Below are 26447 nucleotides of genomic sequence, written 5' to 3' on the forward strand. Positions count from 1 at the left end.
CAGAACTTCCACTAACTTAGTAAGCTTCCATCGATTGGCAATGGGCTTTTTATGCCCCCTCAAAGATTTGTTTGCTTAGTAAATCTGGCAATGCCTCGTCTGCGCCGACGACCCCGCGACCCGGCAGGGAATGCCGGTCATGCGGGCGGGTGAAATCGAGCAAGGGACCGGCCGGCACGATCCGCGTCGGATTGACGTGGGCGATGCTATAATAGCCTCGCTTGATATGATCGATGCGCACCGTCTCGGCGATGCCGGGCCACTGGTAGATTTCGCGCAGATAGTTGGAAAGAGCCGGATAGTCTTCGATCCGGCGGAGGTTACACTTGAACACTCCATGGTAGGCCGCGTCGAACCGGATCAATGTCACGAACAGACGGATATCGGCCACCGTCAGGTACTCGCCCGCGATGTAGCGATTGGCCGTCAGGTGGCGCTCAAGCTCGTCAAGCATTCCGAACAGGCTCGCGACGGCTTCGTCATAAGCGTCCTGAGTCTTGGCAAAGCCGGCGCGATAGACACCGTTGTTGACGCGCTCGTAAATCGGGTCGTTCCAGCGATCGATTTGCGCGCGCAGCGCTTGAGGGTAAAAATCGAGGCGGTTGCCAGTCACCTCGTCGAAGGCCGAATTCAGGATGCGGATGATGTCGGCGGATTCGTTGTTGACGATGCGCCCTTCCTTCATGTCCCAGAGAACGGGGACCGACACCTTGCCGGTGTAATGGGCATCGCTCGCGGTATAAAGCTCGTGATGATAACGGATCAGACCGACGCGCGCGCCGGCGTCCACTGGCTCGTCGTAGACCCAACCGTCCTCGCCCAGCAGCGGGTTGGAGACGGTGAGACCGATCACGTCCTGTAGTCCCTTGAGATTGCGAAAGGCGATCGTGCGCGATGCCCAGGGGCAGAGATGGGAAACGAACAGGCGATAGCGCCCGGCTTCCGCGGGAAGGCCCGCCTGCCCCTGTGGACCGGCGCCGCCATCAGCGGTAATCCAGCTGCGGAAACGGGTCGGCTCACGGTGGAAGGCGCCGCCCTTCATTTCGCTCGCAGCAACGTCGCCCTTGACCCATTTTCCATCGACGAGATGCGGCATGAATTCTCTCCTGAAGCTGCGGGAACGCCGTCTAACTCTCACGCGTGCGCGCACCGGTCAATTCGGCCGACAGGTGACAGATCGTTCGCAATATGGCGACCACACGCCAAGCGGGCAACATCACGGTGGCGCCACATTGTCGAGCAATCCCGTTCGCGAGAGGGAGAATCAGGATGAAAAGATTCGTCATTGTCGCCGTGCTGGTTGCTGCAGTCGTCTGGCTTCTCAACACGTCCCTGCTGGCAACGCCTCCCGAGGGCGCGCCGAAAATTCTCGCGCACCGCGGCATCCACCAGACCTATCCGAAAGATCGCCAGTTTCTCGTCAATTTCAAGAGCCGCAGGACTGAGGAAGGTTCGGCGCTTGCCGCGCTGCTCGATACCCACTCGGCGTGGCGGCAAGCCGTCTTCGGGGTCTATGGTGGTGGCGAGCCGACGCAGGAAACGTTGAAGCTGGTCGACGGCATGCGCGGTTACGACAGGAACTCGGCAGTCGGTTGCCTTGCCCGCTACATCGCCTATGGCTGGACCGGCGTCGTACCGGCCGCCTGCCAGAACACACTGGTGATCGTTCCGGGAAACTATGCGCCCTGGCTCTGGGGCTGGCCCGACCGCTTTGCACAACGCATGAAATCGGCCGGCAGCGAGATCATCCTGTTTGGCCCCTATGCGGGTGGCGACTTCACCACAGGTATCGACAGCGCGGAAGATGTTGAATTGGTGCCGGAGCGTTTCTCGGGCTACGTCTGGACAAACCGCGCCGAAACGATCGGGCCGATGATCGCAAAAAAACAGCCGGCGTCCTGACGGCGCGGCGAATGCCTGGGAGCCACAGTCCGCGCCTTGAGAGGAGCCGCTCGCCAGCTGAGCTGGCGAGCGGCGTCAACAAATATTGGGAAACCCGCCAATCAACGTGGAAATTCAAGGCCCATTTCGCGGAAGCGTTCCGGGTCGTCGCCCCAGTTTTCACGCACCTTGACGAACAGGAAGAGGTGAACCGGCTGCTCGAGGATCTCGGAGATTTCCTTGCGCGACGCCGTGGAGATCGCCTTGATCGCATCGCCGTTCTTGCCGAGTGCGATCTTCTTCTGGCTTTCGCGCTCGACGTAGATCACCTGTTCGATGCGAACGGAGCCGTCCTTGCGCTCTTCCCACTTCTCGGTTTCGACATGCGAGGCGTAGGGAAGCTCCTGATGCAGGCGCAGGAACAGCTTCTCGCGGGTGATTTCGGCCGCGAGCTGGCGCATCGGCAGGTCGGAGATCTGGTCCTCCGGGTAATACCAGGGACCTTCCGGCAACGTCTCGGCAAGATAATCCATCAGATCCTTGCAGCCCGAACCGGTCAGCGCCGAGATCATGAAGGTACGCTCGAACTTGATCGTCTCGTTGGCCGCGGCTGCGAGCTTCAAAAGATCCTCCGGCCGCACCTGGTCGATCTTGTTCAGAACCAGGATCTTCGGCTGATGGACTTCCTTCAATCCGTTAAGGATCGTTTCCGCATCGCCCTTCAGGCCACGCTCGCTGTCGATCAAGAGCATGATCACGTCGGCGTCCTTGGCTCCGCCCCAGGCTGTCGTCACCATGGCCCGGTCGAGCCGGCGACGTGGCTTGAAGATGCCGGGCGTGTCCATGAATACGATCTGGGCGTTATCGTGGATGGCAATGCCGCGCACGATCGCCCGTGTCGTCTGCACCTTGTGGCTGACGATCGAAACCTTCGCGCCCACAAGGCGATTGACCAGCGTCGACTTGCCTGCATTCGTGGCGCCGATCAGCGCCACGAAACCCGAGTGGGTCGGCGCGCTTTCGGCGGCCGTATCTTTTTCCATATCCGTCATGTTTTCCGTCAATTTCCGGCGGAGACTTTCCGCCACACGCCTTCGCGTTCCAATAATTTCGTCGCGGCCACCTGCTCGGCGCCACGCTTGGATCGATCCGTCCCCGTCTCCGGCGCAACGCCACCGACCTCAACGGTCACGGTGAATCGCGGATCGTGGTCGGGACCGGACCGGTCGTCCGTCCGGTATGTCGGCGCGATGCCAAACTTGGCGTGCGCCCATTCCTGCAATTCGGTCTTGGCATCGCGACGGGCGCCGTCGGCGCGGGTCGCCCGCTCTTTCCAGTGAAGCAGCACGAATTTGCGCGCCGCCTCCAGCCCGCCGTCGAGATAGATGGCGGCGATGAGGGACTCTACCACATCGGCGCGCACATTCATCATCGCCTTGCCGGTGATTTTCTTCACGTCGGAACCGGTGCGGATAAACTGGTGCAGTTCCAGGTCGTCGGCGACCTGGGCGCAGCTCTCGGCGCTGACCAACTGGTTCAGCCGCACCGAAAGCTCGCCTTCGTTAGCATCGCGAAAGGTCTGGAACAGAAGCTCGGAGACGCAAAGCCCCAGCACCCGGTCTCCGAGGAATTCGAGTCGCTGATAGTTCGAGCCCCTGGCATTGCGGGCGCTGGAATGGGTCAGCGCCCGGTCGAGCCGCTCCTTCTCGCTGAATTGATAGCCAATCACGGCCTCGAGCTTGGCCCGATCCTCCGCGCTTAGCGACCGCGCCTTCATCATTCGACCGCCTTGAACAGGCGATCGTAGCGCAGGTTCGCCGGCCACTTCCAGATCTCGCGGAACGAGGTGTCGTTGCCGAGCGAGAAGAAGATCAGGCTTGCGCGGCCGACAAGGTTCTCGACGGGTACAAAGCCGACGTCGAAGCGGCTGTCGGCGGAGTTGTCGCGATTGTCGCCCATCATGAAGTAATGACCTTCGGGCACGATGAACTCGCGGGTGTTGTCGCCGCGCGAATCCGGGAACTGATCGAGCGTGTCATAGGAAACGCCGTTGTCCATGGTTTCGCGGTAGACCGGCACGTCGCCGCCGGTGTCGTACTGATCGTCGGCGCGGAAGACGCCGTCAGGCGCGCGATCGATCGGCTTGTCGTTGACGTAGAGAATGCTGTTGCGGACCTGGATGCGATCGCCCGGCAGGCCGACCAGACGCTTGATGTAGTCGATATCAGGGTTCGGCGGGAAGCGGAAGACGACGATGTCGCCGCGCTCCGGCTCGCTGGCGAAGATTCGGCCCGAGAACAGATCCGGCGAGAACGGCAGAGAATACTTGGAGTAGCCATAAGCGAACTTGTTGACGAAGATGTAGTCGCCGACAAGCAGGGTCGGCATCATCGAGCCCGACGGAATGGTGAAGGGCTGAAAGAAGACGGTGCGAATGACCACGGCCAGGAGCAGCGCCTGGATGATGACCTTCACATTCTCCCAGAGACCGCTCTGCTTCGCTTCTGTCTTTTCTGCCACGCTGCTGTCTTCCTTTGTCATCGGCGCGCTGGATAGGCGTACCGCTCAATCTGTCATTCGCGCTTTCGGTTCCAGCCTCAAAGGTGGATGCGCAGTTTTGTGTCTCGGCTGCAAGAGCGCCTGCCCCCGCAATCGGGCACGCCCGGATTTCTCAACGGAATGCTCTAAACCGTTCCCTCTGGCGGGGCAACGGGGAGTGCCTCGATAATCACGAAGGCCTGCGCCAATGGGAAATCGTCGGTAATCGTCAGATGGATTGCCGCGTGATGCCCCTTGGGCACCATCGCCTGAAGCCGTTCGGCAGCACCACCGCTCAAATGCATGGTGGGCTTGCCACCGGGCATATTGATGACGCCCATGTCTTTCCAGAAGACACCGTGCGCTATTCCGGTGCCGAGCGCCTTGGAACAGGCCTCCTTGGCAGCGAAGCGTTTGGCGTAGGAGGCGGCGCGGTTCTTGCGGCCTTCGGACTTGGCGATCTCCACCTCGGTGAAGCAACGATTGACGAAACGCTCGCCGAAACGCGAGAGCGAGTTTTCGATGCGCCTGATGTCGATGAGGTCGCTGCCAATGCCGATGATCATGATGTGGACCTTGCGCCGGACGAGCGTGCGCGCCTGCGGCGGGACTGGAAAAGACGAGCGGCCTGATAGGCCAGGGGATAAAAGATCAGCGCGCCGGCGGCGGCAAGCGGAACCGATCCGATGAGCATCGGCTTGAACACCGGCCCCCAGAGAGCCGAGAACTCGAGGTGCTCGACCATATGCGCGACCTCCGCGCCGGTTGCGGGACCTGACGCCTGCGGTCCCATGATGACCGTGCCAAGCTCGTAGGACGCGGTCAGGATCATCGGGATCGTTACCGGGTTGGCTAGCGCCGTGGTGATCGCTGCGGCGAGCAGATTGCCGGAAAAGACGGAGGCAACCGCGACTGCGATGATGATATGCAGTCCGAAGAAGGGCGTGAATGAGGACGCGGCACCTGCAGCGACCCCGACCGCAATCGAGTGCGGTGACGACGACAGGCGCAGGATACGCAGCGCCATGTATCGCGGTCCACGCCGAAAGCCCTTGCGCGGCCATACAAGCGCGCGAAGCCTTTCGGATATCGTGACCGGTTTTCTACGTCTGAATAACATTATGCCGTCATGACCGCATCTTGAAACCGCCAGTCGGCACAAGACGGCGTGTCCGCCTGTTTAAAGGCCGCAAGATAGGCGTCATGCCCCTTGCTTGCAACCCGCTGGCGTGTGGTACAGCGATCACGATTGAGCCATTCGCCTGGCGCATGGCTCGCCATTCCCGCCATCATGCGGGAACAGGCAGCAGCTTAGTAGCCGTTGCGGAACAGGCCGCGATCGATTTGGCGCTGACGGTATTCGAGATCGATACGATCGACCGAACCGTTGAGATAGGCGAGCTCGCGCTCTTCCTGAGTGGCGACGCGCAGAGCGCGGGTGATCTTCTTCAACTGATTTAACATGGTAAACCTCTTCGTTTACCTCCCGATGCAGAAGATAGTTTAGAGGTCACTATTCTACCAGAGCCAGGAAGAGACAGCAGCCATGCGCAGCGAGCATGCCTTGCCGCTTTTCAGACCTCGACCTGCCTGATTTCGAGGCAACTGCGCAAAACAGACGCGCATTGCACTTCATTCACAGTCGACGTGGATGTTGCCGGACCGAACGAACAGCTAGTCGGGCGCAGGCAAGAGGAAGAAAGCGCGGACCGTGGTCCGCTTCCCCTAGGCAAAAACGATTGTCCCCGACGGAAGGTGCGGACAATGGCACCAGTGGTGACGGCTCGGCAGCCTTTACGAATGCCGAGCGGTGCCCGTTCATTCGAACAGGCGCTTGACCGTGGAAATGCTCGGCAATTCCTTCAACTGCGTGATCAGGTGGTTCAGCTGCCTCAGATCCCAGACCTCGAGATCGAACTGCAACTCGCTGAAGTCGGCAGCCACGCGCCCCATGGAAAGCGAGCGGATGTTGACATCGCTCGTCGCAATCGACTGCGCCACTTCAGCCAGCGTGCCGGGCTCGTTCAAGGCGCTGATGGCGATGCGCGCCATGAACCGGCTGCTGTTGGCCTCGTCCAGATCCCAGCGCACGTCGATCCAGCGTTCCGGCTCGTCATCGAACTTCTGCAGGATCGGCGACTGGATCGGGTAGATGGTGATCCCCTTGTCCTTCTCCATGATGCCGACGATACGATCACCGGGGACGGCGCCCGCGGCGCTGAAATGCACGCCGGCATTGCCCGAAAGGCCACGGATCGGCAGCGCCTCCGGACCTTCCGCCTGCGCCGGCTCGCCCGCCTCCTTGGATCGACCCGGCAACTTGAACACCATGCCGGCGGCGCTGCGCATGTTGAACCAGCCATCGTCAGCGTTGGGCTTGACGGTTACGCGTTCATCCTGGTGGTCGGGGAACACCGCGCGCAATACGTCAAGTGACGACAGCTCGCCGCGGCCGACGGACGCGATCGCATCCTCGACCTCTTTATGACCCAGCCGATGCAGCGCGGGCTTCAGCGCCTCGCGGGAAAACGTCTTGCCGGCGCGCTCGAAGGTTCGCTCCAGAATGCGGTATCCAAGGCCGGCATATTGCTTGCGGATGGCAGCGCGTGTCGCGCGCCGGATGGCAGAGCGTGCCTTGCCGGTGACGACGATCTCTTCCCACGCCGGTGGCGGCACCTGAATGCCGGAGCGGATGATCTCCACTTCATCGCCGTTGTTGAGCCGCGTCACCAGGGGCATGATGCGCCCGTTGATCTTGGCGCCGACGCAGGTGTCCCCGATGTTGGTGTGGACCGCATAGGCGAAGTCGATCGGCGTCGCGCCCCGCGGAAGCGCGATCAACTGACCCTTCGGCGTGAAGCAGAACACCTGGTCCTGAAAAAGCTCGAGCTTGGTGTGTTCGAGAAACTCTTCCGGGTTGTCGCCTTCGGCCAGCGACTCGATCGTGCGCCGTAGCCAGGAATAGGCATTCGAGGTCGGCGACAGGGCGGTTTCGGTGGAGACCCCCTCGCCGTCCTTGTAGAGCGAGTGGGCGGCGATACCGTATTCGGCGATATCGTTCATCCGCCGCGTGCGGATCTGCAGCTCGATGCGCTGACGTGACGGGCCGACGATGGTCGTGTGGATCGACTGGTAGTCGTTCTGCTTCGGGGTCGAGATATAGTCCTTGAAGCGACCAGGGACCACGCGCCAGCGCGTATGCACGATGCCGAGAGCCCGGTAGCACGACGGAATATCGTCGACGACGATGCGGAAGCCCCAGACGTCGGAAAGCTGTTCGAAGGACAGAGACTTGGACTGCATCTTTCGGAAGACCGAATAGGGCTTCTTCTGCCGCCCCTTGACCTGGGCGCCCTTCAATCCTTCGGTCTGGAGCAGCTCGGTCAATTCGTCTTCGATCTTCTTGATCAGGCCTTCATTGCGCTCGGACAGTTCTTCCAGACGGCGGGTGACGGTTTCGAAGGCCTCCGGGTTGATATGGCGGAACGAGAGGTTTTCGAGCTCCTCGCGCATATCCTGCATGCCCATGCGACCGGCGAGCGGTGCATAGATGTCCATCGTCTCTTCGGAGATGCGTGCCCGCTTCTCGGGAGTCATATGGTCGAGCGTGCGCATGTTGTGCAGACGATCGGCAAGCTTGACCAGGAGGACACGCACGTCGTCGGAGATCGCCAGCAGCAGCTTGCGCAGGTTTTCCGCCTGCTTGGCCTTCTTGGTGACGAGATCGAGCTTCTTGATCTTGGTCAGGCCCTCGACAAGAGCACCGATGTCCTCGCCGAAGAGATCGTCGATCTCCTGCCGGGTCGCGGTCGTATCCTCGATCGTGTCGTGCAAAAGCGCGACCGCAATCGTCGATTCGTCGAGATGCATTTCCGTAAGGATCGCCGCCACTTCCAGCGGGTGGGAAATGTAGGGGTCGCCGCTTGCCCGCTTCTGCTGCCCGTGCTTCTGCATCGCGTAGACGTAAGCCTTGTTCAACAGGGCTTCATTGACGTCGGGCTTGTATTTCTGAACGCGCTCAACGAGCTCGTATTGGCGCATCATTCGCTGGCGGCTCCGTGGGAAAAGACAATAAAAAAAGTGCGCCAATCATACGAGTGGCGCACTGCTTTGAAAACACGCGGGAACGGTTGTTCCGTGACGGATCTCAGTAGTCGTCGCTCTTTTCCGGGGGCACGAGGCCCTCGATGCCGGCCAGCAGTTCCTCCTCCGACATGCGGTCGAAGGTGATTGCTTCCGGCTGATCGTCGTCTTCCGCCGTTTCGGCAAAAGTCGTGTCGGCATCGGCCTGGACCAGCGAAGCCGGATCGGGCTCGGGCTCGTCCACTTCCACATGCTTCTGCAGCGAGTGGATAAGGTCTTCCTTGAGGTCGCCGGGCGAGAGCGTCTCGTCGGCGATTTCGCGCAGCGCCACGACGGGGTTCTTGTCATTGTCGCGATCGATGGTGATCGCTGCCCCCTGCGAGATCAGGCGGGCGCGGTGGCTGGCGAGCAGCACGAGTTCGAAACGGTTGTCGACCTTGTCAATGCAATCTTCGACGGTGACGCGGGCCATTGCCTGTCCTTTTGGGCTCAAAGCGCGGCGATCATCGCCGCAGCACGGATTAACGACACGAGACCGGAACGGCCGCCGGATGACGGCCTCGTCGGCTCCGATTTCTGGAATTAGCCGCCCGGATACAATCAAAACAGCATAAGTTCAAGTTTTTCCTGCACGGAGCGCTCAGATCATCCCATGCCGCATGATAAAATGTCGCGCAGACGGGCTGGACTTCGCACACACACATCCTAGTTGCACATTTAAATACAAAGCAGAAACGCCTGGTAGAAAATGCAGATTTCCGGTGTGGACGAACTGCAGCAACTGCTAAAACTAGCTATATTCGCACGCGGCCGCTTGGAATAATGCAAGTGGTTAACTACATTATTTGCAATATCAGCAATTATTAATGTAATCGCCGTATTTTCGCGCATCCGCCGACGGGCCGCTTACCCGAACGCAAGGCGCACTCAAAAGGAATAACGATGTTTGACCCCCGCGAGAAAATCGCTCTTTTTATCGACGGCGCCAATCTCTACGCCGCGTCGAAGAGCCTCGGTTTCGACATCGACTATCGCAAGCTGCTCAAGGCATTTCAAAAGCGCGGTTACTTGCTACGCGCCTACTATTACACCGCCCTCATCGAAGACCAGGAATATTCGTCGATCCGTCCGCTGATCGACTGGCTGGACTACAACGGTTACAAGGTCGTGACCAAGCCAGCGAAGGAATTCACGGACTCCCTCGGTCGCCGCAAGATCAAGGGCAACATGGACATCGAACTGGCGATCGACGCCATGGAACAGTCAGAAACCGTCGATCATCTGGTGATCTTCTCGGGCGATGGCGATTTCACCACGCTCGTCGAAGCGCTGCAGCGCAAGGGTCGAAAGGTGTCGGTGGTATCAACGATGTCGACCCAGCCGCCGATGATCGCCGATGACCTGCGCCGACAGGCAGATCACTTCATCGATCTCGTCACGCTGCGGGCCGAAATCGGCCGTGACCCATCGGAACGCGTTCCCCGGCAACATGTCGAACCGGTAGCGGACCCCGTTGAGATCTGAGCGAACCAGTCACTCGCCAATTAACGAAAAGAAAGCCTAGGCCAGGCTGCGCACAGGCGGGGCGAGAGTGCGGCTGCGTTCAGCCGCGCTCTTTCAGCAGTCGGCTCTTCTGCCTGTTCCAATCGCGCTCCTTGGCGCTTTCACGCTTGTCGTGCAGCTTCTTGCCCTTGCCGAGCGCCAGCTCGAGCTTCGCCCGCCCCTGATCGTTGAAATAGATCTTGAGTGGAATGAGCGACATGCCTTCGCGATTGACGGCACCCTGCAGCCGGTTGACCTCGCGCTTGGACAGCAACAGCTTGCGACGACGACGGGTCTCGTGGTTGAAGCGGTTCGCCTGCAGATATTCCGGCAGATAGGAATTGATGAGCCAGATCTCCCCGCCCTCGTCGGTGGCGTAGGATTCGGCGATGTTTGCCTTGCCTTCACGCAGCGACTTCACCTCGGTGCCGGTCAGAACCAGACCGGCCTCGTAGGTGTCGACGATCTCGTAGTTGAAGCGGGCCTTTCGGTTTTCCGCGACAATCTTCTTGACCGTGCGCTGGCTTCCCTTGGGTGCCATCAGTTCATCAATCCTGCATGTCTGAGCGCCGCGTCGATTGCGGATTCCGTTGCCGGCTCGAGTGTCGAAAGCAGCGGCGAGCGAACTGCACGACTCATGCGTCTGATACGGTTCAGCGCATACTTGGCGCCGCACAGGCCAGGCTCCATGAAGATCGCCTTGTGCAGTGGCATCAACTTGTCCTGATATTCCAGTGCCTTGGCATAGTCGCCGGCAAGGGTCGCCTGCTGGAATTCGGCGCAAAGCCGCGGCGCGACATTTGCCGTGACCGAAATACAGCCAACACCGCCGTGGGCGTTGAACCCGAGCGCCGTGGCGTCCTCGCCGGAAAGCTGAACGAAATCCTTGCCGCAGGCCATGCGCTGTTCGGACACGCGTTCGATCTTACCCGTGGCATCCTTGACGCCGATGATCGTCGGGTGGGCCTTGGCCAGCGCCGCCATGGTTTCGACGCTCATGTCCACCACGGAACGGCCGGGGATATTGTAGATGACGATCGGCAGCTTCACACTTTCGGCAATCGCCGAATAGTGGGCGAACAGGCCCTTCTGTGTCGGCTTGTTGTAATAGGGTGTAACGACGAGCACTGCGTCCGCACCCGCTTTTTCGGCGTGCTGCGCAAGCTCAATGGCTTCGGTCGTGTTATTGGAGCCGGCACCTGCGATCACCGGCACGCGGCCGGCGGCTGCCTTGATGCAGAGCTCGACGACCTGCTTATGCTCGGCATGCGAAAGGGTCGGGGATTCACCTGTCGTGCCGACGGGCACGAGACCGGAGCTGCCCTCTTTTATCTGCCATTCCACATGCGCGACGAAACCTTCCGCATCCACCGCGCCCGTGGCGGTGAACGGTGTTACGAGAGCGGGAATGGAACCCTTGAACATGCACAACTCCTGACGGCTCAAAGGACGAGCATACACTCACGCTTTGGCCGTAATCGACGGTTAAAAAACTGCCGCACCATAATCATGTGAGGGGGCTGCGGCAAGCGCCGTGACACGGCATTTCATGCCGGTTTTCACGTAAAAGCTTGACGTTCAAGCCACATAATCCTTGAGGCCCGCCACCCGGTGCCAAGGTGGTGGCGGTGCAATTGCTTGATCGATAAACCCCGGTAACCTTTCGTTAGGCAATCCGGCGGCAAATGAGTGTGAGACACGGGGAAACACGGGGCTCTTGATGCGCGGATCAATTCTTCTGCCTGTCGCCGCCATGATCGGCACAGCGCTTCTGGCCTCGTCGGCGCTTTCCTCGGAAACCCCGACCAAAGTGCCGCTGCCGGGCAGCAAACCTTTAATCTCCGACAAGGTTGGACGTATTTCGGAGAAGGACGTCACCGGAGCGATTCCGGCGACGGTGTCGCCCATTCAAGGTGACTTGAAGACCGGCCTGGATTCCCTTTCCGACAAGGATCCGACCAAGGCGATCACCGTTCGAAACGGCATGCGTGAGGGCACGCTCGACCGTCATATTCTGACCTGGGCGATCGCCGTCTCGGGGCAACGTGGCATCCCCTCCTACGAAGTCGCGGACGCCCAGCGCGAGTTGCAGGGGTGGCCGGGCCTCAAATCGCTGCGTGCCAATTCCGAACGCGCGCTTTATCGCGAGAACCCGCCGGCCGCCGACATTCTTGCCGCCTTCGGCCAGACGCAACCCGAAACCACCGAAGGAACGATTATTCTTGCCCGCGCGCTGGTGGCCAAGGGACAAGCGGCGGCCGCAGCAACGCGGCTGCGCGCGCTCTGGTTCAAACAGGGGCTCGACAAGGATGTGGAGGCGCAGATCCTCTCAGAGTTTTCCGGCCTGCTGACCGTTGCAGACCACAGGCGGCGGATGACGATGCTGCTTTATCGCAATCGCGTCGAACAGGCCGAACGCTTCGGCGATCTCGGCAAGGCGCAGTCGCTCTTTCGCGCATGGGCCGCCGTCAGCCGCGGCAGCGCCAATGCCCCTGCGCTGATATCGGCGGTCGACGCCTCATGGCATAAGGACCCGGCCTATCTGTTCATCCGCATCGAAAGCCTGCGCAAGCAGGAAAAATATGCGGAAGCTGCCAAGCTGCTCGCCACGATGCCGAAAGACCAGGGCGCGCTGATCAATCCCGGTGAGTGGTGGACGGAACAAAGGATCGTCAGCCGTGGCCTGCTGGACAAGGGGGATTTCCGCGGCGCCTATCAGGTTGCAGCCAACCACAAGGCAACCGAGGCGACCGATATCGTCGATGCAGAGTTTCACGCCGGTTGGTTCGCGTTGCGCGGTATGGAAGATCCGACCGCGGCATCGCGGCATTTCCGACGGATTCTTGATGTTTCCAACCGGCCGCTTTCGGCGTCGCGGGCCTGGTACTGGCTCGGCCGATCAGCGGAGGCCGGCGCGCCGGGCAACGCCAAGGACTATTTCGCCAATGCCGCCCGGTTTCCAGGCACGTTCTACGGTCAGCTTGCTGCCGCGCGGCTCGGCCGCAAGGCGCTCAATGTTGCCTATCCGGCCCCCTCAGCGGAAGACCGCGCCCGTTTCGAGAGCCGCGAGGCGGTTCGTGCTATTGCGCGGCTCGAAGCGGCAGGGCACGGCTGGCGTGCCGACAGCATCTATCGGGCGTTGGCCGAAGAACTGACAAGCCCCGGCGAACTGGCGATCCTTTCGGCGCGCGCCGAAAAGACCCGCAATCACCAGCTTTCCCTGCAGATCGGCAAGACCGCATTTGGCCGCGGCATCGATGTCGCCGCCCTTGCCTTTCCCGTTGGTGTCATCCCACCGACGGCCAACATCGATGGTTCGGGCAAGGCGCTCGCCTACGCGATCGCGCGCCAGGAAAGCGCCTTCAATCCTGCGGCGGTCTCCACGGCAAACGCGCGGGGCCTGCTGCAATTGCTGCCCGGCACTGCCAAAGGGGTAGCCAGCCGCTACGGCCTTGCTTATTCCAAGGAGCGCCTGACGAGCGATGCCGGATACAACGCCACCCTCGGAGCACATTATCTCGGCGAGCAGATCAACAGCTTCGGCGGCTCCTACGTCCTTACCTTCATCGCCTACAACGCCGGCCCGCGTCGCGTACCGGACTGGCTCAACCGCTATGGCGATCCCCGCGGCAAACCAATCGACGAGGTCGTCGACTGGATCGAGCGCATTCCCTTCCAGGAAACGCGCAACTATGTCCAGCGGGTGATGGAGAACTACCAGGTCTACAAGTCGAGGCTCGGCCAAAACGCAGACATCGTCGAGGACCTGAGGACGGGGCGACAATAGTCTGATCGCCGCGATCAAACAATCGTGATGGTCACCGGCGGCACAAACCACGATCTCAATCATTGTGTTCTTGAAGTTCCATCTTTCCCGAAGGAATGGTGACAGCAATGAAGACGTTGACACTCATCGCCCTATCGTTGGCGACGGCATTCGGCAGCGTTCCGCCTGCACAGGCATTTCCGACCGCTCCAAAGATTGTGTCGCAAGCCACCGATGTCCAACAGGTGCAATTCCCTTCCGAGCGCGGCGAAGCGCGAAAGAGTGGCCGGTGCAATTGGCCCAATTGCGTACGTGGTTCTCGCTACGACAGGCGTGGCTACTACGATGGCCGGCGCGGCTATTATGACGACCGGCGCGGATACCGCCATGATCGGTATCGCCGGTATTACCGAGATGACGATGACGATATAGGTTCGTTTTTCGGCGGGCTTGCGACCGGCGCGATCATCGGCGGCCTGTTGAGCCAGCCAAGATACTACAACGGTCCGAGAGTTGCCGGCGGCAGCCCACATACACGCTGGTGCTACGCGCGATATCGGTCGTATCGAGCCTGGGACAACACGTATCAGCCTTACAACGGTCCGCGGCGGACGTGTTATTCGCCCTAACTGACAAGGCAGGATGAAGAAGCCGCCGCCCCTCGCAACCACCCCGAGGTTTCCGCTGCTCAGATATCGGCGCGAAGACGTGGTTTCAATCTGTGATGCCTGTGACCAGTATTCTCCCGACCCAAAAAGGTAGCGCGAGCGACGAGCGTCCTTCGTCCCCTGAGCGCCGGACTCTGCTTGCCGTTTCCGCTTCAACGGCTACGATCCGACCAGGTGCTAAAATGGAGGGCGAGCATGGTTCGAGGCGCGTTTCGGGAACATCGTTTCCACGGGGTTGGCGGATTGCAGCTCTACGCGCGGGCATACGGACCAGAGCCTCAGCCACAGGCGGCAACTCCGGTCATCTGCCTGCCAGGACTCACTCGCAACAGCCGAGATTTTCACGAACTCGCCACCTTTCTCGCCTCGTCGTCGGGAGGCGGGCATCCCGTTATTTCATTGGACTACCGTGGCCGCGGGAATTCGGAACGCGACGGCGATAAGAACCGCTATACGATTGCAGTCGAAACGGCCGACGTCATCACCGCTTGCGCGTATTTCGCTATTGAAAAGGCAATTTTTATCGGCACCTCTCGTGGCGGGCTGATCCTGCACCATTTGATCAGCCTGGCTCCCCGCTTGATCGCAGCTGTCGTGCTCAATGACATCGGGCCGGTGATCGAAATCGAGGGATTGCTTGGGATCCGGGACTATCTCAACGCAGGGACCGCACCGGCAAGCTGGGCCGCAGCGCCCGACTACCTGAAAGCCATACACGGAGGCGATTTCCCGATCCTTCGCGAAGTCGATTGGCTGCAGTTGGCAACGGCGATCTATCGCGACGAAGGCGGCATTCCTGTCGCCGACTTCGACCTAGCAATTGCTGCGCAACTACAGGCGCTTACCTCGGACATATCACCGCCGGATCTTTGGCCCCAGTTCCACGCCTTTGCCGGGGTTCCGATGATGGTCGTTCGCGGTGAGCATTCCAAACTGCTGTCAAGCGCGACGGTCAATGAGATGAAGAGCAGGCATCCCAACTTGGCGACCGTGACGGCGGCCGGACAAGGCCATGCACCGCTGCTGCATCTCGACGATCCCAGGCATGCCATAGCCGCCTTTGTTCACCGCTAGACGAGCGCATGCCTGCGTTCTCGCCGGAGAATGTCTTTCCTTTACGGAAAGCGCCAAACGAAAAAGCCCGGCTCGAAAGCCGGGCTTCTCTAAACTGACCGAGGTCAGATCAGATTAGAAGTCGCGCTGCAGGCGGACGAAACCAAATACCTGGTCGTCGCCGTTGTCTTCGTCTTCGTACTGAACCGATACGCGTGTAGCGAGGCCTTCGGTGATCTTGTAGTCAACCGTTACGCCAGCGCGCCATGCATCGTCGTTACCGAAGCTGGTGAGCGAATCCTGCAGGCTACCGAAGTACTGAGCGCCCGGAGTGATTGCCAGCTTGTCGGTTGCGTTGAAGCGGTACGAAGCAGCAACGCTCCACTCGGAACGAGCCCAGTAAGCGTTCGGGTTGGAAGCCCAGATACCAGCGAGCTGGAAGACGCCCGGACCGAGGTCAGCCGAGAGCAAGCCGCGAACTGCGCCTTCTTCGAACTCGGTGTCGTAGCCGCCGAGCAGGTCGAAGGATACGCCGCCGAGCGAAGCCGAAACGATACCGGCAATGCCGACGCCGTTAGACTTCGTCGAAGCACCTTCGAGTTCGTCAATCGAGATACCAGCCTGGAAGGTGCCGCCGTCATAGAGGTAGGCGATCGAGTTGAATTCGGTGAAGTTGCCGAGCGTGTCGGTTTCGCCGTTCAGACCCTTATCCCACCAGCTGTAGAAGAAACCAGCCTTGAGGCCGCCGAGCTGGATGTAGGCTTCATCGACGTCGATGAAGTCGCTATCGCCAGCGTCGGTGTCGTTGTCAGCGTTGAATTCAGCGGCGAAGAAGCCGGTGAGCGTGCCGTACTCGGTGTCGCTCTTCGCATCAAAAGCGATGTAAGCGCGGGAGAAGACATCCCAGTCCGACGTGGACTGACCGCCGAAGTCTTCCTGGTTGTAACGGCTGTCGGCAGCGTCACGACCGAACGAGCCCTGAACGCGGATGAAGCCGCTGAGCTTCAGGCAGGTTTCGGTGCCCGGGATGTAGAAGTAGCCAGTGCCGAAAGCGTCGCAAACGCGAACGTATTCCATGGGCTCCGGCTCGGCTGCGACGATTGCGTCGGCTGCCTGTGCGCCGGATACTGCTGCGAGAGCTGCAGCGGAGCCGAGAAGAAGGCTCTTGATGTTCATTTCTGACCTCCAGTCAAAAGTTTCAAACGGGTCTGGGTATTTTGCTGAAGGACAGCGTTCCCTGCCCCATCCCCAACGTTCAAGAAGTCGGACGATCAACCGCCCTTGCTTCCGGATTTGAAAATACAAGACGCGGTCATCGGCGCAACGTCCAACTGGCGAGATCACGTGCTTTGCATCGCCCTTCGCCGAACCCTGTTGCTGAAACGACACAAAATCGCCGCATGCGGCTCGAGAAAATTAACAAATGATTAAGAAAAGCCTTTATTCCCCTAGGCTTAGCATAAGGACAAGTGGCATCTCCTGTTTCAGAAAGAGGCAGAAAGCTGCCCAAATTGGGGGGAAACGCCGATCCGGCTGCCAAATTCCTTGGAAAGAGCGACGTACTGCATCGCCACATTTTGCGGAATCGACATTGCGGGTTGCTCCTCCGACGGCAGGAATCATCAGAATCAATTCGAGAGATTCGCAGTTGATCGTTCGCGACGTCTGATTCTGAGTGGGAGAAAAAAGCCGGGGAGTTTCATGGACATTGGCGCGGATGGCGCTGCGAATGTTTTCCCGCTCGCGCCCAGACTGATGTCACATGGGTAAAGACGAGACCCATCAGCCGGCGAGCGGATGGCTGAGATGCGACGAGTGGGAAAATTCAACCTCGGAAGGTGATGGCGGAGAAGAAGGGATTCGAACCCTCGATACCCTTCCGGGTATACTCCCTTAGCAGGGGAGCGCCTTCGACCACTCGGCCACCTCTCCGTTAGCGCCTGACTAGTGTCAGACCGCAGGCAATGCAAGATTTTTTTGTCGGTTTCCGACAAATGATCGCATTTTCATGTGAGCGCCGGGGGAACCGAGCCCTTCATGCGGCTGAAGACATGTGGGAAGCAGCAGTTCGACTGTGGTTGAGAGCGGCAGCAATGCGAGACGAACAGACCGAGCCTGCCTTCACCAGCACGTTTCTACGACTTTCGCGAAAGCCGATCGATCGCATCGAGCGTTGCCGCGCCGAAGTCGCCATCGACAGGGCCGCTGTAAAGGCCGCGATCCTTCAATAGCGCCTGCATTTCCTTGCGGAAGGCCGGCGTGAAATTGCTCGGCTGGGACTTCAACTCCTGAAGCTTGGCCGGATCTCCGCCCTCAATGCTGGCTGCCGCCCAGCGCACGGCCTCCTTCGCATCCGGCTTGGTACCGAGCCCATAGTCATAAAGACGGCTCAGATTTCCCATGGCGTAGGCGCTGCCGGCATTTGCCGCCATCTCGTACCAGGTGCGGGCCTGGGCATAGTCCTGGGCGACGCCGGTGCCGATATCATAGAACCAGCCGAGCAATGCCATGGAATAGGAATCACCGACATTGGCCGCCTTTTCATACCAGGTCTTGGCTTCGACATAGTTCTGTTCGGTGCCGAGCCCGTTCTGGTAGGCCCAGCCAAGCGACGACATGGCGTTGACGTCGCCGCCCTCGGCGGCCTTCTTGTACCAGGACAGTGACTGCGTCAGGTCCTTGGGCAGGCCAATCCCCTCTCTGTAGAACCAGGCCACCGTCGCCATGGCGTTGGCGTAACCCTGGTCGGCGGCCAGTTGGTACCACCTGGCCGCTTCATGATAATCCTGGGCGACACCGCCATAGCCTTCGCGATAGAGCCAGCCGAGCGATGCCTGGCCGTAGGCATTGCCAGCCTTGGCCGCCTGCTCGAACATCCGCTTGCCCTGATCGACATCTACGGCGCCATCGGTGCCGTAGACGGAGAACCAGGCCAGATTCGTCAACGCATACATGTTACCGCCGTCAGCGGCCTTTTGATAATTGTGGCGCGCCTCGACATAGTCGCGTCCGGCATCCTGTGCCCGGCCCAACATATTGACCAGCATCATGTCGTCGGGGTTCTCGTTGACCGCCTGGGCACAGGCCGTCAGCGCACGAGCGGAATCAAGCTTCAGGAAGTTGACGCCGACGAAACCGGGCATGGACTGCGGCTCGCCGGCCAACAGGTAACAGTCGCGCGAGGCCTGCGTGTCCTTGCCGGTCTGCGAGATGTTGAGGCCCTTTTGCGGTTCGAGGGCGGCAATCTGCTGCTCGGCCTCCACCTTATGCTTGCTGTCGGGATAACGCTCGAGGAACCGAGTGAGCGCGGCAGCGTCGGTCGATTGCTTCAGTGCGTCCCAGGCGATCTCGTCGGGCGTGACGCTCGAGGTCTGCTCGGCCTCTGCCAAGAGCTTCAGCTTCTTCTCCGCCAACATCTTGTAGACGGGATCGGATCCATGCTTGGCGAGAAAGGCGGCGATCAGATCCTTGTCGGCGAGATCGCGAATGTTCTGCCAATCGGCGGCGGCAGCTGACTGGTTGTTCGGCGAGAGCTGCTCGCCGTTGTTGGTGATGTTGATGTTCACTTCCTTTATGTTCAGGAAGATCTGGGCGCCGCCGAGCGATCCGTAGACAAAAGGCTCCTGGCCGCGGTTTGTCACCGAAACCACTTCGTCCCGCACCTTGCCCAGGGCGATGCGCACGTCGACGCCCGGCTCGGTAAGATATTTGGCAAGTGCCGTGGCAAAGGGGCTGTTCTTGCCGTCGCCATCAAGCGCCACCGTTCCGGCCTTGGACGCAAAGGCGACCAGCAGGTCGGCCGATTCCGGCTCTACCCGCGCGAGGCCGCGCGAAACGGCGCGTGTCGAAATCGAGCGTGTCATGCTCTGTTCGAACGGATTGTTCCGGCAGGCGTCGAGAATCACCAGCTTCAGCTTGGTTGCGCCCTCAAGCGCACGCTGAACCCGGTCAAGGCCGATCGCCTCGTCCTCGATATCCTTATCCGTCTTCAATTGCACATCGGTCGGCAGAAGGAAGTTCTGGCCGTTCATTTCCATGCCGTGGCCGGAATAATAGACGATGGCGACATCGGCGCCCGTTGCCAGATCTTCAAAATCGCGCAGCGCCTTGACCATATCCTGGCGCCCGAGGTCGTGGACGGTGGTGACGGAATCGAAGCCGGCCTCCTCGAACGAAGTCTTCATCAGCTCGACGTCATTGGCGGGATTGTTGAGTTGCGAGGTCGCCTCGTACCTCTCGTTGCCGATCAACAGGGCGACGCGCTTTGCGGCCAGCACATCTTCAGGCGCAAAGACGAATACCGTCACGAAAAGAATGACGAACGACCGCCAACGCGACAAATGCCCCGCAACCATGCTCTTCCCTCCGGCGCCACCCTTTATCCATTCGCTCCTTGCGAAGAGGAGATGAGGAGGCGCGCAACCCCATTGATGCCATTTCGGGACGATGCCACCGCCCCATGATCATGCCCAGATGAAACTATTACGTATGAGCCAAGGGCTTTCAATGTCTCGGATCGCCATATTTTTTCGAGACGGCTCGTCTTCAGCGCACCCGCAAGGTCGAAGCAAGTCGCCGATCCTAACTCAGACACCGCATCGCTTGCACCGGGTGATTCCGGCCGGGTCTGATGCGTCTCCTGCGCCAATGAAAGGCCATGCGTTCTCGGGGTTTGCCATGTCGATGAAAATGCACGTCGCGGAAGCGAAGCCAGGCCAGCTGGCAACGACGTATCAACATTACTTCATTGAGCGTCCCTGCCGGATTCTGATCATCGGCCAGCACCTCAAGGCAAAGACCAAATATCAATGCCTGTTGCGTCACATTTCGGTCGCCGGCGCCATGCTCGATTTCAATGCCGCACTGATGGTGCCGAAACACTTCTTCCTCGAGATCGACGGTTTCAAGGAAGAGATCGGCTGCTCTCAGGTCCATCGCAGCGGCGCGGAACTTGGCGTGCGTTTCAACATGCTGCTCGCTCCCGATTTCGTCAGCCGGCTGATCCGCATGCAATTTTCAAGCGGTGGCTTTTGATTGTGACCGGCTCCGGCGCACGGAAAATGACCGATGTTAGATTTTTATCGATCTCCTTCAGGGGATTGCAAACTTCTGCACCGAAACTGCACTCGACTTACCTCGGCATTCACGCGAGGATTAAGCGTGGGCGAATGAGTTGCCCACGGTCGAAGGCCGAGCTTGGCACCGATCGCGTTTCGCGATCCGGCGTTGGTGGAGAATGACAGATGCAGCAGACGATGTATTCCTGCGTGCCCTCGCCGTTCTACGAGCGTCGCTACGAACGTTTTTCCATCGGTCACGCCGCCACCCTGACGACGGTGCAGCCGGGACTTGGCAGCGTGTCCGTCCGAACCTGTCGGATGATCGACATCTCCCGCGGCGGTGCCAGTTTTGCCGTGCAGACCACCATCGGCCTGCCGCAGCACTATTATCTCCATATCATTGGCACATCGCTCCGCATCGGTTGCGCCGAGGTCTATCGCAACGGCGATCGCATCGGGGTGCAGTTCATCAAGCCGATCGAACAGACCTTGCTGCGCGAGATCATCCGGCAGGAGTTCTTTACCGGCCAGAACGCAAAAGCGCCCAAGCGCCGTTAAGGCCTTTGCTGATGGCGCGGCGGGTCGCCAGAACGCAACAATTCGCGTTGGCTTTTTCTCATCAAGGCGATTCCGCATTGCCAATGCATGCCTTACAGCGCCGCGCGTCTGTAGACGCACAAAGGTCGCTGTAACACTTTGAGTTACTGCATAATTCCTTAAATCGATTCCGATTTAAGGAATTATGCAGTAAGTTCCGCGAACTTTGTTCGAACGGGGCCTTATATATAGCATGTCCGCATTCACTCGCTTCACGCCGCTGATCCAATCCCTGCCCTCCACCATTCCCTTCGTCGGGCCCGAGGCCATTGAGCGCCAGCGCGGACGCGCCAGCGCTGCCCGGATTGGCGCCAACGAAAGTGGCTTTGGGCCGGCAGAAAGCGTCGTGCAGGCGATGCGGGAGGCGGCAACGGGAACGTGGAAATATGCAGACCCGGAAAACCATGACCTGAAGCAGGCGCTAGCTGTCCGGCTTGGTGTTTCTGCCGCCAACATTGCGATCGGCGAAGGTATCGACGGGCTGCTCGGACAGATCGTGCGGCTTGTCATCGAACCCGGCATGCCGGTCGTTACATCGCTCGGCGCCTACCCGACCTTCAACTATCACGTGGTCGGCCACGGCGGCCGGCTGGTGACGGTGCCCTATGTCGGCGATCGCGAGGATCTCGGTGGCTTGCTTGCCGCCGTCAAAAAGGAAAACGCCCCGCTCGTCTATTTCGCCAATCCCGACAACCCGATGGGGAGCTGGTGGGATGCAGAGCGCATCGTCGAGTTCGCCAGGGCGCTGCCCGAAACCACACTCTTCATTCTCGACGAAGCCTATTGCGAAACCGCTCCGGCAGGGGCCTTGCCCGCGATCGACGGGTTGATCGACATGCCCAACGTCGTCAGAACCCGGACTTTCTCCAAAGCCTATGGTCTTGCCGGGTCACGCGTCGGTTACGTCATCACCACGCCCGGGACTGCGCAGGCGTTCGACAAGATCCGCAATCATTTCGGTATGAACAGGATCGGCGTGGCGGCGGCAATCGCTGCGCTCGCGGATCAGGATTATTTGAGTTCGGTAACGGCAAAGATCGCGCATTCGCGCGAACGCATCGCGCAGATTGCCGGAAACAACGGCTTGTCGCCGCTCGATTCCGCGACCAATTTCGTTGCGATAGATTGTGGAAAGGACGCGATCTATGCGCGTGCGATCGTCGATACGCTGATGAGCGACCATGGCATCTTCATCCGCATGCCCGGCGTTGCCCCGCTGAACCGCTGCATTCGCGTCAGCACCGGGCCGGAAGCGGAGATGGATCTGCTTGAAGCTGCCCTGCCGCAGGTTCTGGCGAAACTGGTAGGCGGCCAATAGGCCTTCATGTCCGGCGCCTGCTCGCTGGCGGGCGCCGCTGGTGGGGAGCTTCCTCCCGCCTTGTCGCTCAGTGAACGGTCATCCATTCGCGGGCGGCACGAAGCGCTGCTGCGAGGTCGGCCTTGCTCATGGTCATTGAGAGGTCAGCGCGCAGATCGACGGCGCGGTCGCAGCCCTTGATCGCGGCGATGTTCAGCCATTTGTGGGCGGCTACCAGATCGACCGGACGACCGCGGCCGGTCGCATAGGCCAGACCCATCTCGCAGAAAACGTCCGCCTGGTTTTCACCACCCATCGCGGTATTCGAAGCAACCTGCATATCAAAGCGTGCCATTGTCTTGTCCCTGTTTTGCCTGGTTGGTTTTCCGAAGCGGCCCGCCCTTTTGAGGTGGGCCATGCTCCAGATCAGCATTCGTTTTTGGTCCCTGTTCGACCGTGCCTCTTTGTGGGCCTTTCCGAACCGCGCCGTCTTTTGCGGCGTCATCTTCGGTCATCTGGCGGGGTGAATTTCTCCGCTCGTCTTATGGGTCTTACTATGCAGCACGGCCTTCAATACGCGCTTAAAATGCATGATTAATTTGAGACAAACAAAGTTCAAACAGTTGGTAAACTTGAGTTTTTGTTAAACATCGAAAGGCCGGAAATCCGGCGCATTCGCATAAAAATTTACGAAATATTCAACCGCCGATTTCAACCAAACGGTAACCACGAAAAAAGTGCCCGACCTGCCAATGCCGTGTTTCCTCGATTTTTCTCCACCCGAAACCGGCAAAGAAAAAGCATAAACGGCCGCATTCAAGCCAGTTTACCTTTACGTGCGCGTAAGCTATCGTGCGCGCGGCGGTGAGGAGACTGCCTTTCAAACGAGGATATCTGCAGAGATGCCGGCGAAGCGGACCGCGCCGGCAACTTCTATCTGGAGGAATGAATGATTCGTACCCTGTTCATGACCGCGGCTCTCGCTCTTGGCGTCGCCGGAACGGCCGTTGCCGCCGAACCGATCGTCGGCAACTGGAAGACCGCAACCGGCGCGACGGCCGAGATTGCCCCTTGCGGCGGCGCCTTCTGCGTCACGCTGAAGACCGGCAAGCACGCCGGCAAGCGGATCGGCAACCTGTCCGGCACGGATGGCAGCTATTCCGGGGAGATCACCGACCCCGAAACCGACAAGACCTATAGCGGCTCGGGTGCCGTCAGCGGCAACTCGCTGAAGATGAAGGGCTGCGTGCTCAAGATTCTCTGCAAATCGCAGACCTGGTCGCGCCTCTAGGATCGATCACGCACAAAAAGGGTGGCCCTCGGGGTGTCCTAGAGCGTTGACAAACCCGCCGATATTTTGGGCGGGTTTTGTTTTTGAAATGGCAAGCGCATCCGACCGCCCGCCAAAGGCCGCCCATCTGCCGGATCGCTGGCTTGGGCGCGCGCCTGCCCGCGAGAACGGCGGCAACTTCAATCGTAAGATGAACGCCAGATGAACGGCCATATCAGCAAGAGTTCAGTTTGGTTGTGCGAAAACACACTCAATCGATTTGAACCGCCTCCAGACCAACGGACAGAACCATGGACATTCTTGCTCGGCGCCTCACCATTATCAGCCTTTTGATGGTTGTTTTTGCCATGACCCTTGCCGCCGCAGTCAGCGCAGATACCGAACGTCGCCGCGCCAACACCTACCTCGGCTCGCTGACGGATTGCACCGCGCACACGGCGCAATATTGCCAAGCTAAGCTCTAACGGAGACACCGATATGCTCGCCGCCCTTTCCACATCCGCCTTTCTCTCGCTGCGTGTTCTTGCACTTGCCAGCCTGCTGATGGCGCCGGTTGGGGCGCTCGCCTATAGTAAGGCCAATGGCCTCGGCATCGGCAAGCAGGGTGCCGGCCTCGTTCTCTTCGTGACGCTCCAGCGTCAATCCATGAGTTGACCCAAGGCGCCCACGGCGCCTTTTATTTTGCCTGTCTCTCTTGCATCGCCGAGCGCCTTCCTGTCCTTTCACGGCTGAAAGGACCCGCCATCGATGCCAGCCTACGCCATCTATTCCCTTGCCGCCCTTGCCGAGATCGCCGGATGCTTCGCCTTCTGGGCCTGGCTGAAACTGGACAAGCCGATCTGGTGGCTGATCCCGGGCGTCGCGTCGCTGGCGCTGTTTGCCTGGCTGCTGACCTTGATCGACAGCGAGGCCGCCGGCCGCGCCTATGCGGCCTATGGCGGGGTTTATATCGCCGCGTCACTCATCTGGCTGTGGCTCGCCGAAGGCGTTCGGCCCGACCGATGGGATCTGACCGGAATGGCCGTCGCACTGATAGGCAGCGCCATCATCCTTGCAGGCCCACGGTAACCGCTAAAGTTGTTCTGATCGATGTGGTTGTGCATGTCCGCATCTTGTCGTTTGCTTGTCAGAGGCCTCAGCCTATAATGCGACATGAACAAGCGAATCTCTTCACACTCCGTCCTTTCCGTCTCCACCCCCGAGCCGTTCGAGCCGCAGTTCTTCGATGATCCGGCGGCCGCAGTCGATTGCCTGGAGGCGCTTTACGATCGCAATACCCGGTTCCTCACCGAGGCTTTCGAGGGGCTGGGCAGGAACAGCGTCCCGCTGACGCGCTACCGCGCCTGCTATCCTCAGGTCAGCATCGAGACCAGCAGCTTCGGCCATGTCGATTCCCGCCTGTCCTTCGGATATGTCAGCGCGCCCGGCGTCTACACGACGACGATCACGCGGCCCAAACTGTTTCGACACTACCTGAAGGAACAGTTGGGGCACCTGATGCGCAATCACGGCCTCGGCATCACCGTATCCGAATCCTCGACCCCGATTCCGCTGCATTTCGCCTTCGGCGAAGGGGCCCACGTCGAAGCATCGGCCGGCGATGCGATCGATATCCCGCTGCGCGACCTTTTCGATGCGCCCGACCTGACGACGACCGACGACGAGATCGCCAACGGCTCCTACGAGCCGGGTCCGGGAGAGCCCTCGCCGCTGGCGCCGTTCACCGCACAGCGCATCGACTATTCGCTTGCCCGCCTCAGCCACTACACCGCCACGAGCGCGAACCATTTCCAGAACTTCGTGCTGTTCACCAACTACCAGTTCTATATCGATGAGTTCTGCGCCTGGGCACGCCAGCAGATGGCGGAAGGCGGCAACGGCTACACGGCCTTCGTCGAGCCCGGCAACATCATCACTCCCGCCGGCGCAGACAAACCGGAAACGGACTATACGCTCGCACGCCTGCCGCAGATGCCCGCCTATCATCTGAAGAAGAAGGGCCACGGCGGCATCACCATGGTCAATATCGGCGTCGGCCCGTCCAACGCCAAGACGATCACCGACCATATTGCCGTACTGCGCCCGCATGTCTGGCTGATGCTCGGGCACTGCGCCGGGCTCCGGAACAGCCAGCGCCTCGGCGACTATGTTCTTGCCCATGCCTATATGCGCGAAGACCATGTGCTGGACGACGACCTGCCGGTCTGGATCCCCCTGCCCGCGCTTGCCGAAGTCCAGGTGGCATTGCAGGACGCCGTGGCTGAGGTCACCGGCTATCGCGACTACGATCTCAAGCAGATCATGCGCACCGGCACCGTCGCCACCATCGACAACCGCAACTGGGAACTGCGCGACCAGCGCGGGCCGGTCAAGCGCCTGTCGCAGGCGCGCGCCATCGCGCTCGATATGGAATCGGCAACGATCGCCGCCAACGGCTTCCGCTTCCGGGTGCCCTACGGCACGTTGCTTTGCGTTTCAGACAAGCCACTTCACGGTGAGCTGAAGCTTCCGGGGATGGCAACTGCCTTCTACCGGACGCAGGTCAGCCAGCATCTGAAGATCGGCATTCTCGCTTTGCAGAAACTTGCGGCGATGCCGCCTGAGAAGCTGCATTCCCGCAAGCTCAGAAGCTTCTACGAGACGTCGTTCCAGTAATACCAGCCTGCGTTGA

At 60.0% G+C, this 26447-nt stretch carries 27 protein-coding genes and 1 tRNA gene; 13 read left to right on the forward strand and 15 right to left on the reverse strand.

Annotation, left to right across the window (positions count from 1 at the left end; translation table 11 throughout):
• Positions 1–49: 49 nt before the first annotated feature.
• Positions 50–1096 (reverse strand): glutathione S-transferase family protein, encoded by a 1047-nt coding sequence (locus ABIE33_RS02680; RefSeq protein ID WP_429121047.1) that lies wholly within the window; start codon positions 1094–1096, stop codon positions 50–52.
• Positions 1097–1269: 173 nt separating this feature from the next.
• On the opposite strand from ABIE33_RS02680, the gene ABIE33_RS02685 reads away from it, so the two are divergent.
• Positions 1270–1902, forward strand: a complete 633-nt coding sequence (locus tag ABIE33_RS02685) for a hypothetical protein (protein ID WP_429121050.1) — start codon at positions 1270–1272, stop codon at positions 1900–1902.
• Positions 1903–2003: 101 nt separating this feature from the next.
• Here ABIE33_RS02685 and era read toward each other — a convergent pair whose 3' ends face one another.
• From era to rpoZ, 8 genes are all read right to left on the reverse strand, one after another.
• A complete protein-coding gene (gene era, locus ABIE33_RS02690) occupies positions 2004–2933 on the reverse strand; it encodes a GTPase Era (protein ID WP_429121053.1) in 930 nt (309 codons plus the stop codon).
• 8 nt (positions 2934–2941) lie between these two features.
• Positions 2942–3658, reverse strand: coding sequence for a ribonuclease III (gene rnc / locus ABIE33_RS02695; protein ID WP_429123056.1), 717 nt, complete (start codon positions 3656–3658; stop codon positions 2942–2944).
• The gene (gene lepB / locus ABIE33_RS02700) at positions 3658–4401 is read right to left on the reverse strand and encodes a signal peptidase I (protein ID WP_429121055.1); all 744 of its coding nucleotides are present in this window, start codon (positions 4399–4401) and stop codon (positions 3658–3660) included. The genes rnc and lepB overlap by 1 nt, the downstream gene beginning before the upstream one ends.
• Positions 4402–4565: 164 nt before the next feature.
• Positions 4566–4985, reverse strand: a complete 420-nt coding sequence (gene acpS, locus ABIE33_RS02705; RefSeq protein WP_429121058.1) for a holo-ACP synthase — start codon at positions 4983–4985, stop codon at positions 4566–4568.
• On the reverse strand, positions 4982–5446 hold the full coding sequence (locus ABIE33_RS02710; protein ID WP_429121061.1) for a DUF2062 domain-containing protein: 465 nt from the start codon (positions 5444–5446) through the stop codon (positions 4982–4984). The genes acpS and ABIE33_RS02710 overlap by 4 nt, the downstream gene beginning before the upstream one ends.
• 284 nt (positions 5447–5730) lie before the next feature.
• Entirely contained in the window at positions 5731–5883 is a 153-nt protein-coding gene (locus tag ABIE33_RS02715) for a DUF3563 family protein (protein WP_067698885.1), read from the reverse strand.
• A gap of 354 nt (positions 5884–6237) precedes the next feature.
• Positions 6238–8463, reverse strand: coding sequence for a RelA/SpoT family protein (locus ABIE33_RS02720; protein WP_429121063.1), 2226 nt, complete (start codon positions 8461–8463; stop codon positions 6238–6240).
• A 103-nt stretch (positions 8464–8566) separates the two neighbouring features.
• Positions 8567–8974, reverse strand: coding sequence for a DNA-directed RNA polymerase subunit omega (rpoZ, locus tag ABIE33_RS02725; RefSeq protein WP_025426382.1), 408 nt, complete (start codon positions 8972–8974; stop codon positions 8567–8569).
• Positions 8975–9444: 470 nt separating this feature from the next.
• Here rpoZ and ABIE33_RS02730 point away from each other — a divergent pair, with 470 nt between their 5' ends.
• Positions 9445–10026 (forward strand): NYN domain-containing protein, encoded by a 582-nt coding sequence (locus tag ABIE33_RS02730; RefSeq protein ID WP_053246865.1) that lies wholly within the window; start codon positions 9445–9447, stop codon positions 10024–10026.
• 79 nt (positions 10027–10105) lie between these two features.
• Here the strand turns inward: ABIE33_RS02730 and smpB are convergent, their stop codons facing one another.
• Positions 10106–10585: an SsrA-binding protein SmpB gene (gene smpB, locus ABIE33_RS02735; protein ID WP_025426380.1), complete on the reverse strand. Its 480-nt coding sequence runs from the start codon at positions 10583–10585 to the stop codon at positions 10106–10108.
• Positions 10585–11469 (reverse strand): 4-hydroxy-tetrahydrodipicolinate synthase, encoded by an 885-nt coding sequence (gene dapA / locus ABIE33_RS02740; RefSeq protein ID WP_429121067.1) that lies wholly within the window; start codon positions 11467–11469, stop codon positions 10585–10587. Before dapA ends, smpB begins: the two co-directional genes overlap by 1 nt.
• A gap of 295 nt (positions 11470–11764) precedes the next feature.
• Here dapA and ABIE33_RS02745 point away from each other — a divergent pair, with 295 nt between their 5' ends.
• From ABIE33_RS02745 to ABIE33_RS02755, 3 genes are all read left to right on the forward strand, one after another.
• On the forward strand, positions 11765–13831 hold the full coding sequence (locus ABIE33_RS02745) for a transglycosylase SLT domain-containing protein (protein WP_429121070.1): 2067 nt from the start codon (positions 11765–11767) through the stop codon (positions 13829–13831).
• A gap of 107 nt (positions 13832–13938) precedes the next feature.
• Positions 13939–14439 carry a BA14K family protein gene (locus ABIE33_RS02750; RefSeq protein ID WP_429121073.1) on the forward strand — a complete coding sequence of 167 codons (501 nt, stop codon included), beginning with the start codon at positions 13939–13941 and terminating at the stop codon, positions 14437–14439.
• Positions 14440–14673: 234 nt separating this feature from the next.
• Complete coding sequence (locus tag ABIE33_RS02755) at positions 14674–15552, forward strand: alpha/beta fold hydrolase (protein WP_429121075.1); 879 nt, start codon at positions 14674–14676, stop codon at positions 15550–15552.
• A gap of 114 nt (positions 15553–15666) precedes the next feature.
• Here the strand turns inward: ABIE33_RS02755 and ABIE33_RS02760 are convergent, their stop codons facing one another.
• The 3 genes from ABIE33_RS02760 to ABIE33_RS02770 all read right to left on the reverse strand — a co-directional run bounded on the left by ABIE33_RS02760 (position 15667) and on the right by ABIE33_RS02770 (position 19886).
• The gene (locus tag ABIE33_RS02760; protein ID WP_429121078.1) at positions 15667–16707 is read right to left on the reverse strand and encodes a porin; all 1041 of its coding nucleotides are present in this window, start codon (positions 16705–16707) and stop codon (positions 15667–15669) included.
• Positions 16708–17373: 666 nt separating this feature from the next.
• Positions 17374–17463, reverse strand: a tRNA-Ser gene (locus tag ABIE33_RS02765).
• 203 nt (positions 17464–17666) lie between these two features.
• Complete coding sequence (locus tag ABIE33_RS02770; RefSeq protein WP_429121080.1) at positions 17667–19886, reverse strand: caspase family protein; 2220 nt, start codon at positions 19884–19886, stop codon at positions 17667–17669.
• 118 nt (positions 19887–20004) lie between these two features.
• Between ABIE33_RS02770 and ABIE33_RS02775 the strand changes: the two genes are divergently transcribed.
• The 3 genes from ABIE33_RS02775 (at position 20005) to ABIE33_RS02785 (ending at position 22506) form a co-directional block, all read left to right on the forward strand.
• Positions 20005–20565, forward strand: a complete 561-nt coding sequence (locus ABIE33_RS02775; RefSeq protein ID WP_429121082.1) for a hypothetical protein — start codon at positions 20005–20007, stop codon at positions 20563–20565.
• A gap of 209 nt (positions 20566–20774) precedes the next feature.
• On the forward strand, positions 20775–21149 hold the full coding sequence (locus ABIE33_RS02780; RefSeq protein ID WP_429121085.1) for a PilZ domain-containing protein: 375 nt from the start codon (positions 20775–20777) through the stop codon (positions 21147–21149).
• Between the two features lie 232 nt (positions 21150–21381).
• On the forward strand, positions 21382–22506 hold the full coding sequence (locus ABIE33_RS02785) for a pyridoxal phosphate-dependent aminotransferase (RefSeq protein WP_429121088.1): 1125 nt from the start codon (positions 21382–21384) through the stop codon (positions 22504–22506).
• A 67-nt stretch (positions 22507–22573) separates the two neighbouring features.
• Here ABIE33_RS02785 and ABIE33_RS02790 read toward each other — a convergent pair whose 3' ends face one another.
• Positions 22574–22840: a sel1 repeat family protein gene (locus ABIE33_RS02790; RefSeq protein ID WP_065787316.1), complete on the reverse strand. Its 267-nt coding sequence runs from the start codon at positions 22838–22840 to the stop codon at positions 22574–22576.
• A 594-nt stretch (positions 22841–23434) separates the two neighbouring features.
• On the opposite strand from ABIE33_RS02790, the gene ABIE33_RS02795 reads away from it, so the two are divergent.
• From ABIE33_RS02795 to ABIE33_RS02815, 5 genes are all read left to right on the forward strand, one after another.
• Complete coding sequence (locus tag ABIE33_RS02795; protein ID WP_429121092.1) at positions 23435–23776, forward strand: DUF2147 domain-containing protein; 342 nt, start codon at positions 23435–23437, stop codon at positions 23774–23776.
• Positions 23777–24066: 290 nt separating this feature from the next.
• Entirely contained in the window at positions 24067–24240 is a 174-nt protein-coding gene (locus tag ABIE33_RS02800) for a hypothetical protein (protein WP_429121095.1), read from the forward strand.
• A 13-nt stretch (positions 24241–24253) separates the two neighbouring features.
• Positions 24254–24430, forward strand: a complete 177-nt coding sequence (locus tag ABIE33_RS02805) for a hypothetical protein (protein ID WP_162174731.1) — start codon at positions 24254–24256, stop codon at positions 24428–24430.
• A gap of 93 nt (positions 24431–24523) precedes the next feature.
• Positions 24524–24844: a YnfA family protein gene (locus ABIE33_RS02810; RefSeq protein WP_429121098.1), complete on the forward strand. Its 321-nt coding sequence runs from the start codon at positions 24524–24526 to the stop codon at positions 24842–24844.
• 84 nt (positions 24845–24928) lie between these two features.
• Positions 24929–26431, forward strand: coding sequence for an AMP nucleosidase (locus tag ABIE33_RS02815; protein WP_429121100.1), 1503 nt, complete (start codon positions 24929–24931; stop codon positions 26429–26431).
• Positions 26432–26447 lie beyond the last annotated feature (16 nt).

Origin of the sequence: Ensifer sp. 4252 (assembly GCF_050434565.1) — a bacterium.
Taxonomy (GTDB): domain Bacteria; phylum Pseudomonadota; class Alphaproteobacteria; order Rhizobiales; family Rhizobiaceae; genus Ensifer.

Excerpts from the sequence above, each read along its gene's own strand:
- ABIE33_RS02680 (WP_429121047.1), bottom strand. The coding sequence starts at position 1,096 with ATGCCGCATCTCGTCGATGGAAAATGGGTCAAGGGCGACGTTGCTGCG.
- ABIE33_RS02685 (WP_429121050.1), top strand. The coding sequence starts at position 1,270 with ATGAAAAGATTCGTCATTGTCGCCGTGCTGGTTGCTGCAGTCGTCTGG.
- era (WP_429121053.1), bottom strand. The coding sequence starts at position 2,933 with ATGACGGATATGGAAAAAGATACGGCCGCCGAAAGCGCGCCGACCCAC.
- rnc (WP_429123056.1), bottom strand. The coding sequence starts at position 3,658 with ATGAAGGCGCGGTCGCTAAGCGCGGAGGATCGGGCCAAGCTCGAGGCC.
- acpS (WP_429121058.1), bottom strand. The coding sequence starts at position 4,985 with ATGATCATCGGCATTGGCAGCGACCTCATCGACATCAGGCGCATCGAA.
- ABIE33_RS02710 (WP_429121061.1), bottom strand. The coding sequence starts at position 5,446 with ATGGCGCTGCGTATCCTGCGCCTGTCGTCGTCACCGCACTCGATTGCG.
- ABIE33_RS02715 (WP_067698885.1), bottom strand. The coding sequence starts at position 5,883 with ATGTTAAATCAGTTGAAGAAGATCACCCGCGCTCTGCGCGTCGCCACT.
- ABIE33_RS02720 (WP_429121063.1), bottom strand. The coding sequence starts at position 8,463 with ATGATGCGCCAATACGAGCTCGTTGAGCGCGTTCAGAAATACAAGCCC.
- rpoZ (WP_025426382.1), bottom strand. The coding sequence starts at position 8,974 with ATGGCCCGCGTCACCGTCGAAGATTGCATTGACAAGGTCGACAACCGT.
- ABIE33_RS02730 (WP_053246865.1), top strand. The coding sequence starts at position 9,445 with ATGTTTGACCCCCGCGAGAAAATCGCTCTTTTTATCGACGGCGCCAAT.
- smpB (WP_025426380.1), bottom strand. The coding sequence starts at position 10,585 with ATGGCACCCAAGGGAAGCCAGCGCACGGTCAAGAAGATTGTCGCGGAA.
- dapA (WP_429121067.1), bottom strand. The coding sequence starts at position 11,469 with ATGTTCAAGGGTTCCATTCCCGCTCTCGTAACACCGTTCACCGCCACG.
- ABIE33_RS02745 (WP_429121070.1), top strand. The coding sequence starts at position 11,765 with ATGCGCGGATCAATTCTTCTGCCTGTCGCCGCCATGATCGGCACAGCG.
- ABIE33_RS02750 (WP_429121073.1), top strand. The coding sequence starts at position 13,939 with ATGAAGACGTTGACACTCATCGCCCTATCGTTGGCGACGGCATTCGGC.
- ABIE33_RS02755 (WP_429121075.1), top strand. The coding sequence starts at position 14,674 with ATGGTTCGAGGCGCGTTTCGGGAACATCGTTTCCACGGGGTTGGCGGA.
- ABIE33_RS02760 (WP_429121078.1), bottom strand. The coding sequence starts at position 16,707 with ATGAACATCAAGAGCCTTCTTCTCGGCTCCGCTGCAGCTCTCGCAGCA.
- ABIE33_RS02770 (WP_429121080.1), bottom strand. The coding sequence starts at position 19,886 with ATGGTTGCGGGGCATTTGTCGCGTTGGCGGTCGTTCGTCATTCTTTTC.
- ABIE33_RS02775 (WP_429121082.1), top strand. The coding sequence starts at position 20,005 with ATGAAACTATTACGTATGAGCCAAGGGCTTTCAATGTCTCGGATCGCC.
- ABIE33_RS02780 (WP_429121085.1), top strand. The coding sequence starts at position 20,775 with ATGCAGCAGACGATGTATTCCTGCGTGCCCTCGCCGTTCTACGAGCGT.
- ABIE33_RS02785 (WP_429121088.1), top strand. The coding sequence starts at position 21,382 with ATGTCCGCATTCACTCGCTTCACGCCGCTGATCCAATCCCTGCCCTCC.
- ABIE33_RS02790 (WP_065787316.1), bottom strand. The coding sequence starts at position 22,840 with ATGGCACGCTTTGATATGCAGGTTGCTTCGAATACCGCGATGGGTGGT.
- ABIE33_RS02795 (WP_429121092.1), top strand. The coding sequence starts at position 23,435 with ATGATTCGTACCCTGTTCATGACCGCGGCTCTCGCTCTTGGCGTCGCC.
- ABIE33_RS02800 (WP_429121095.1), top strand. The coding sequence starts at position 24,067 with ATGGACATTCTTGCTCGGCGCCTCACCATTATCAGCCTTTTGATGGTT.
- ABIE33_RS02805 (WP_162174731.1), top strand. The coding sequence starts at position 24,254 with ATGCTCGCCGCCCTTTCCACATCCGCCTTTCTCTCGCTGCGTGTTCTT.
- ABIE33_RS02810 (WP_429121098.1), top strand. The coding sequence starts at position 24,524 with ATGCCAGCCTACGCCATCTATTCCCTTGCCGCCCTTGCCGAGATCGCC.
- ABIE33_RS02815 (WP_429121100.1), top strand. The coding sequence starts at position 24,929 with ATGAACAAGCGAATCTCTTCACACTCCGTCCTTTCCGTCTCCACCCCC.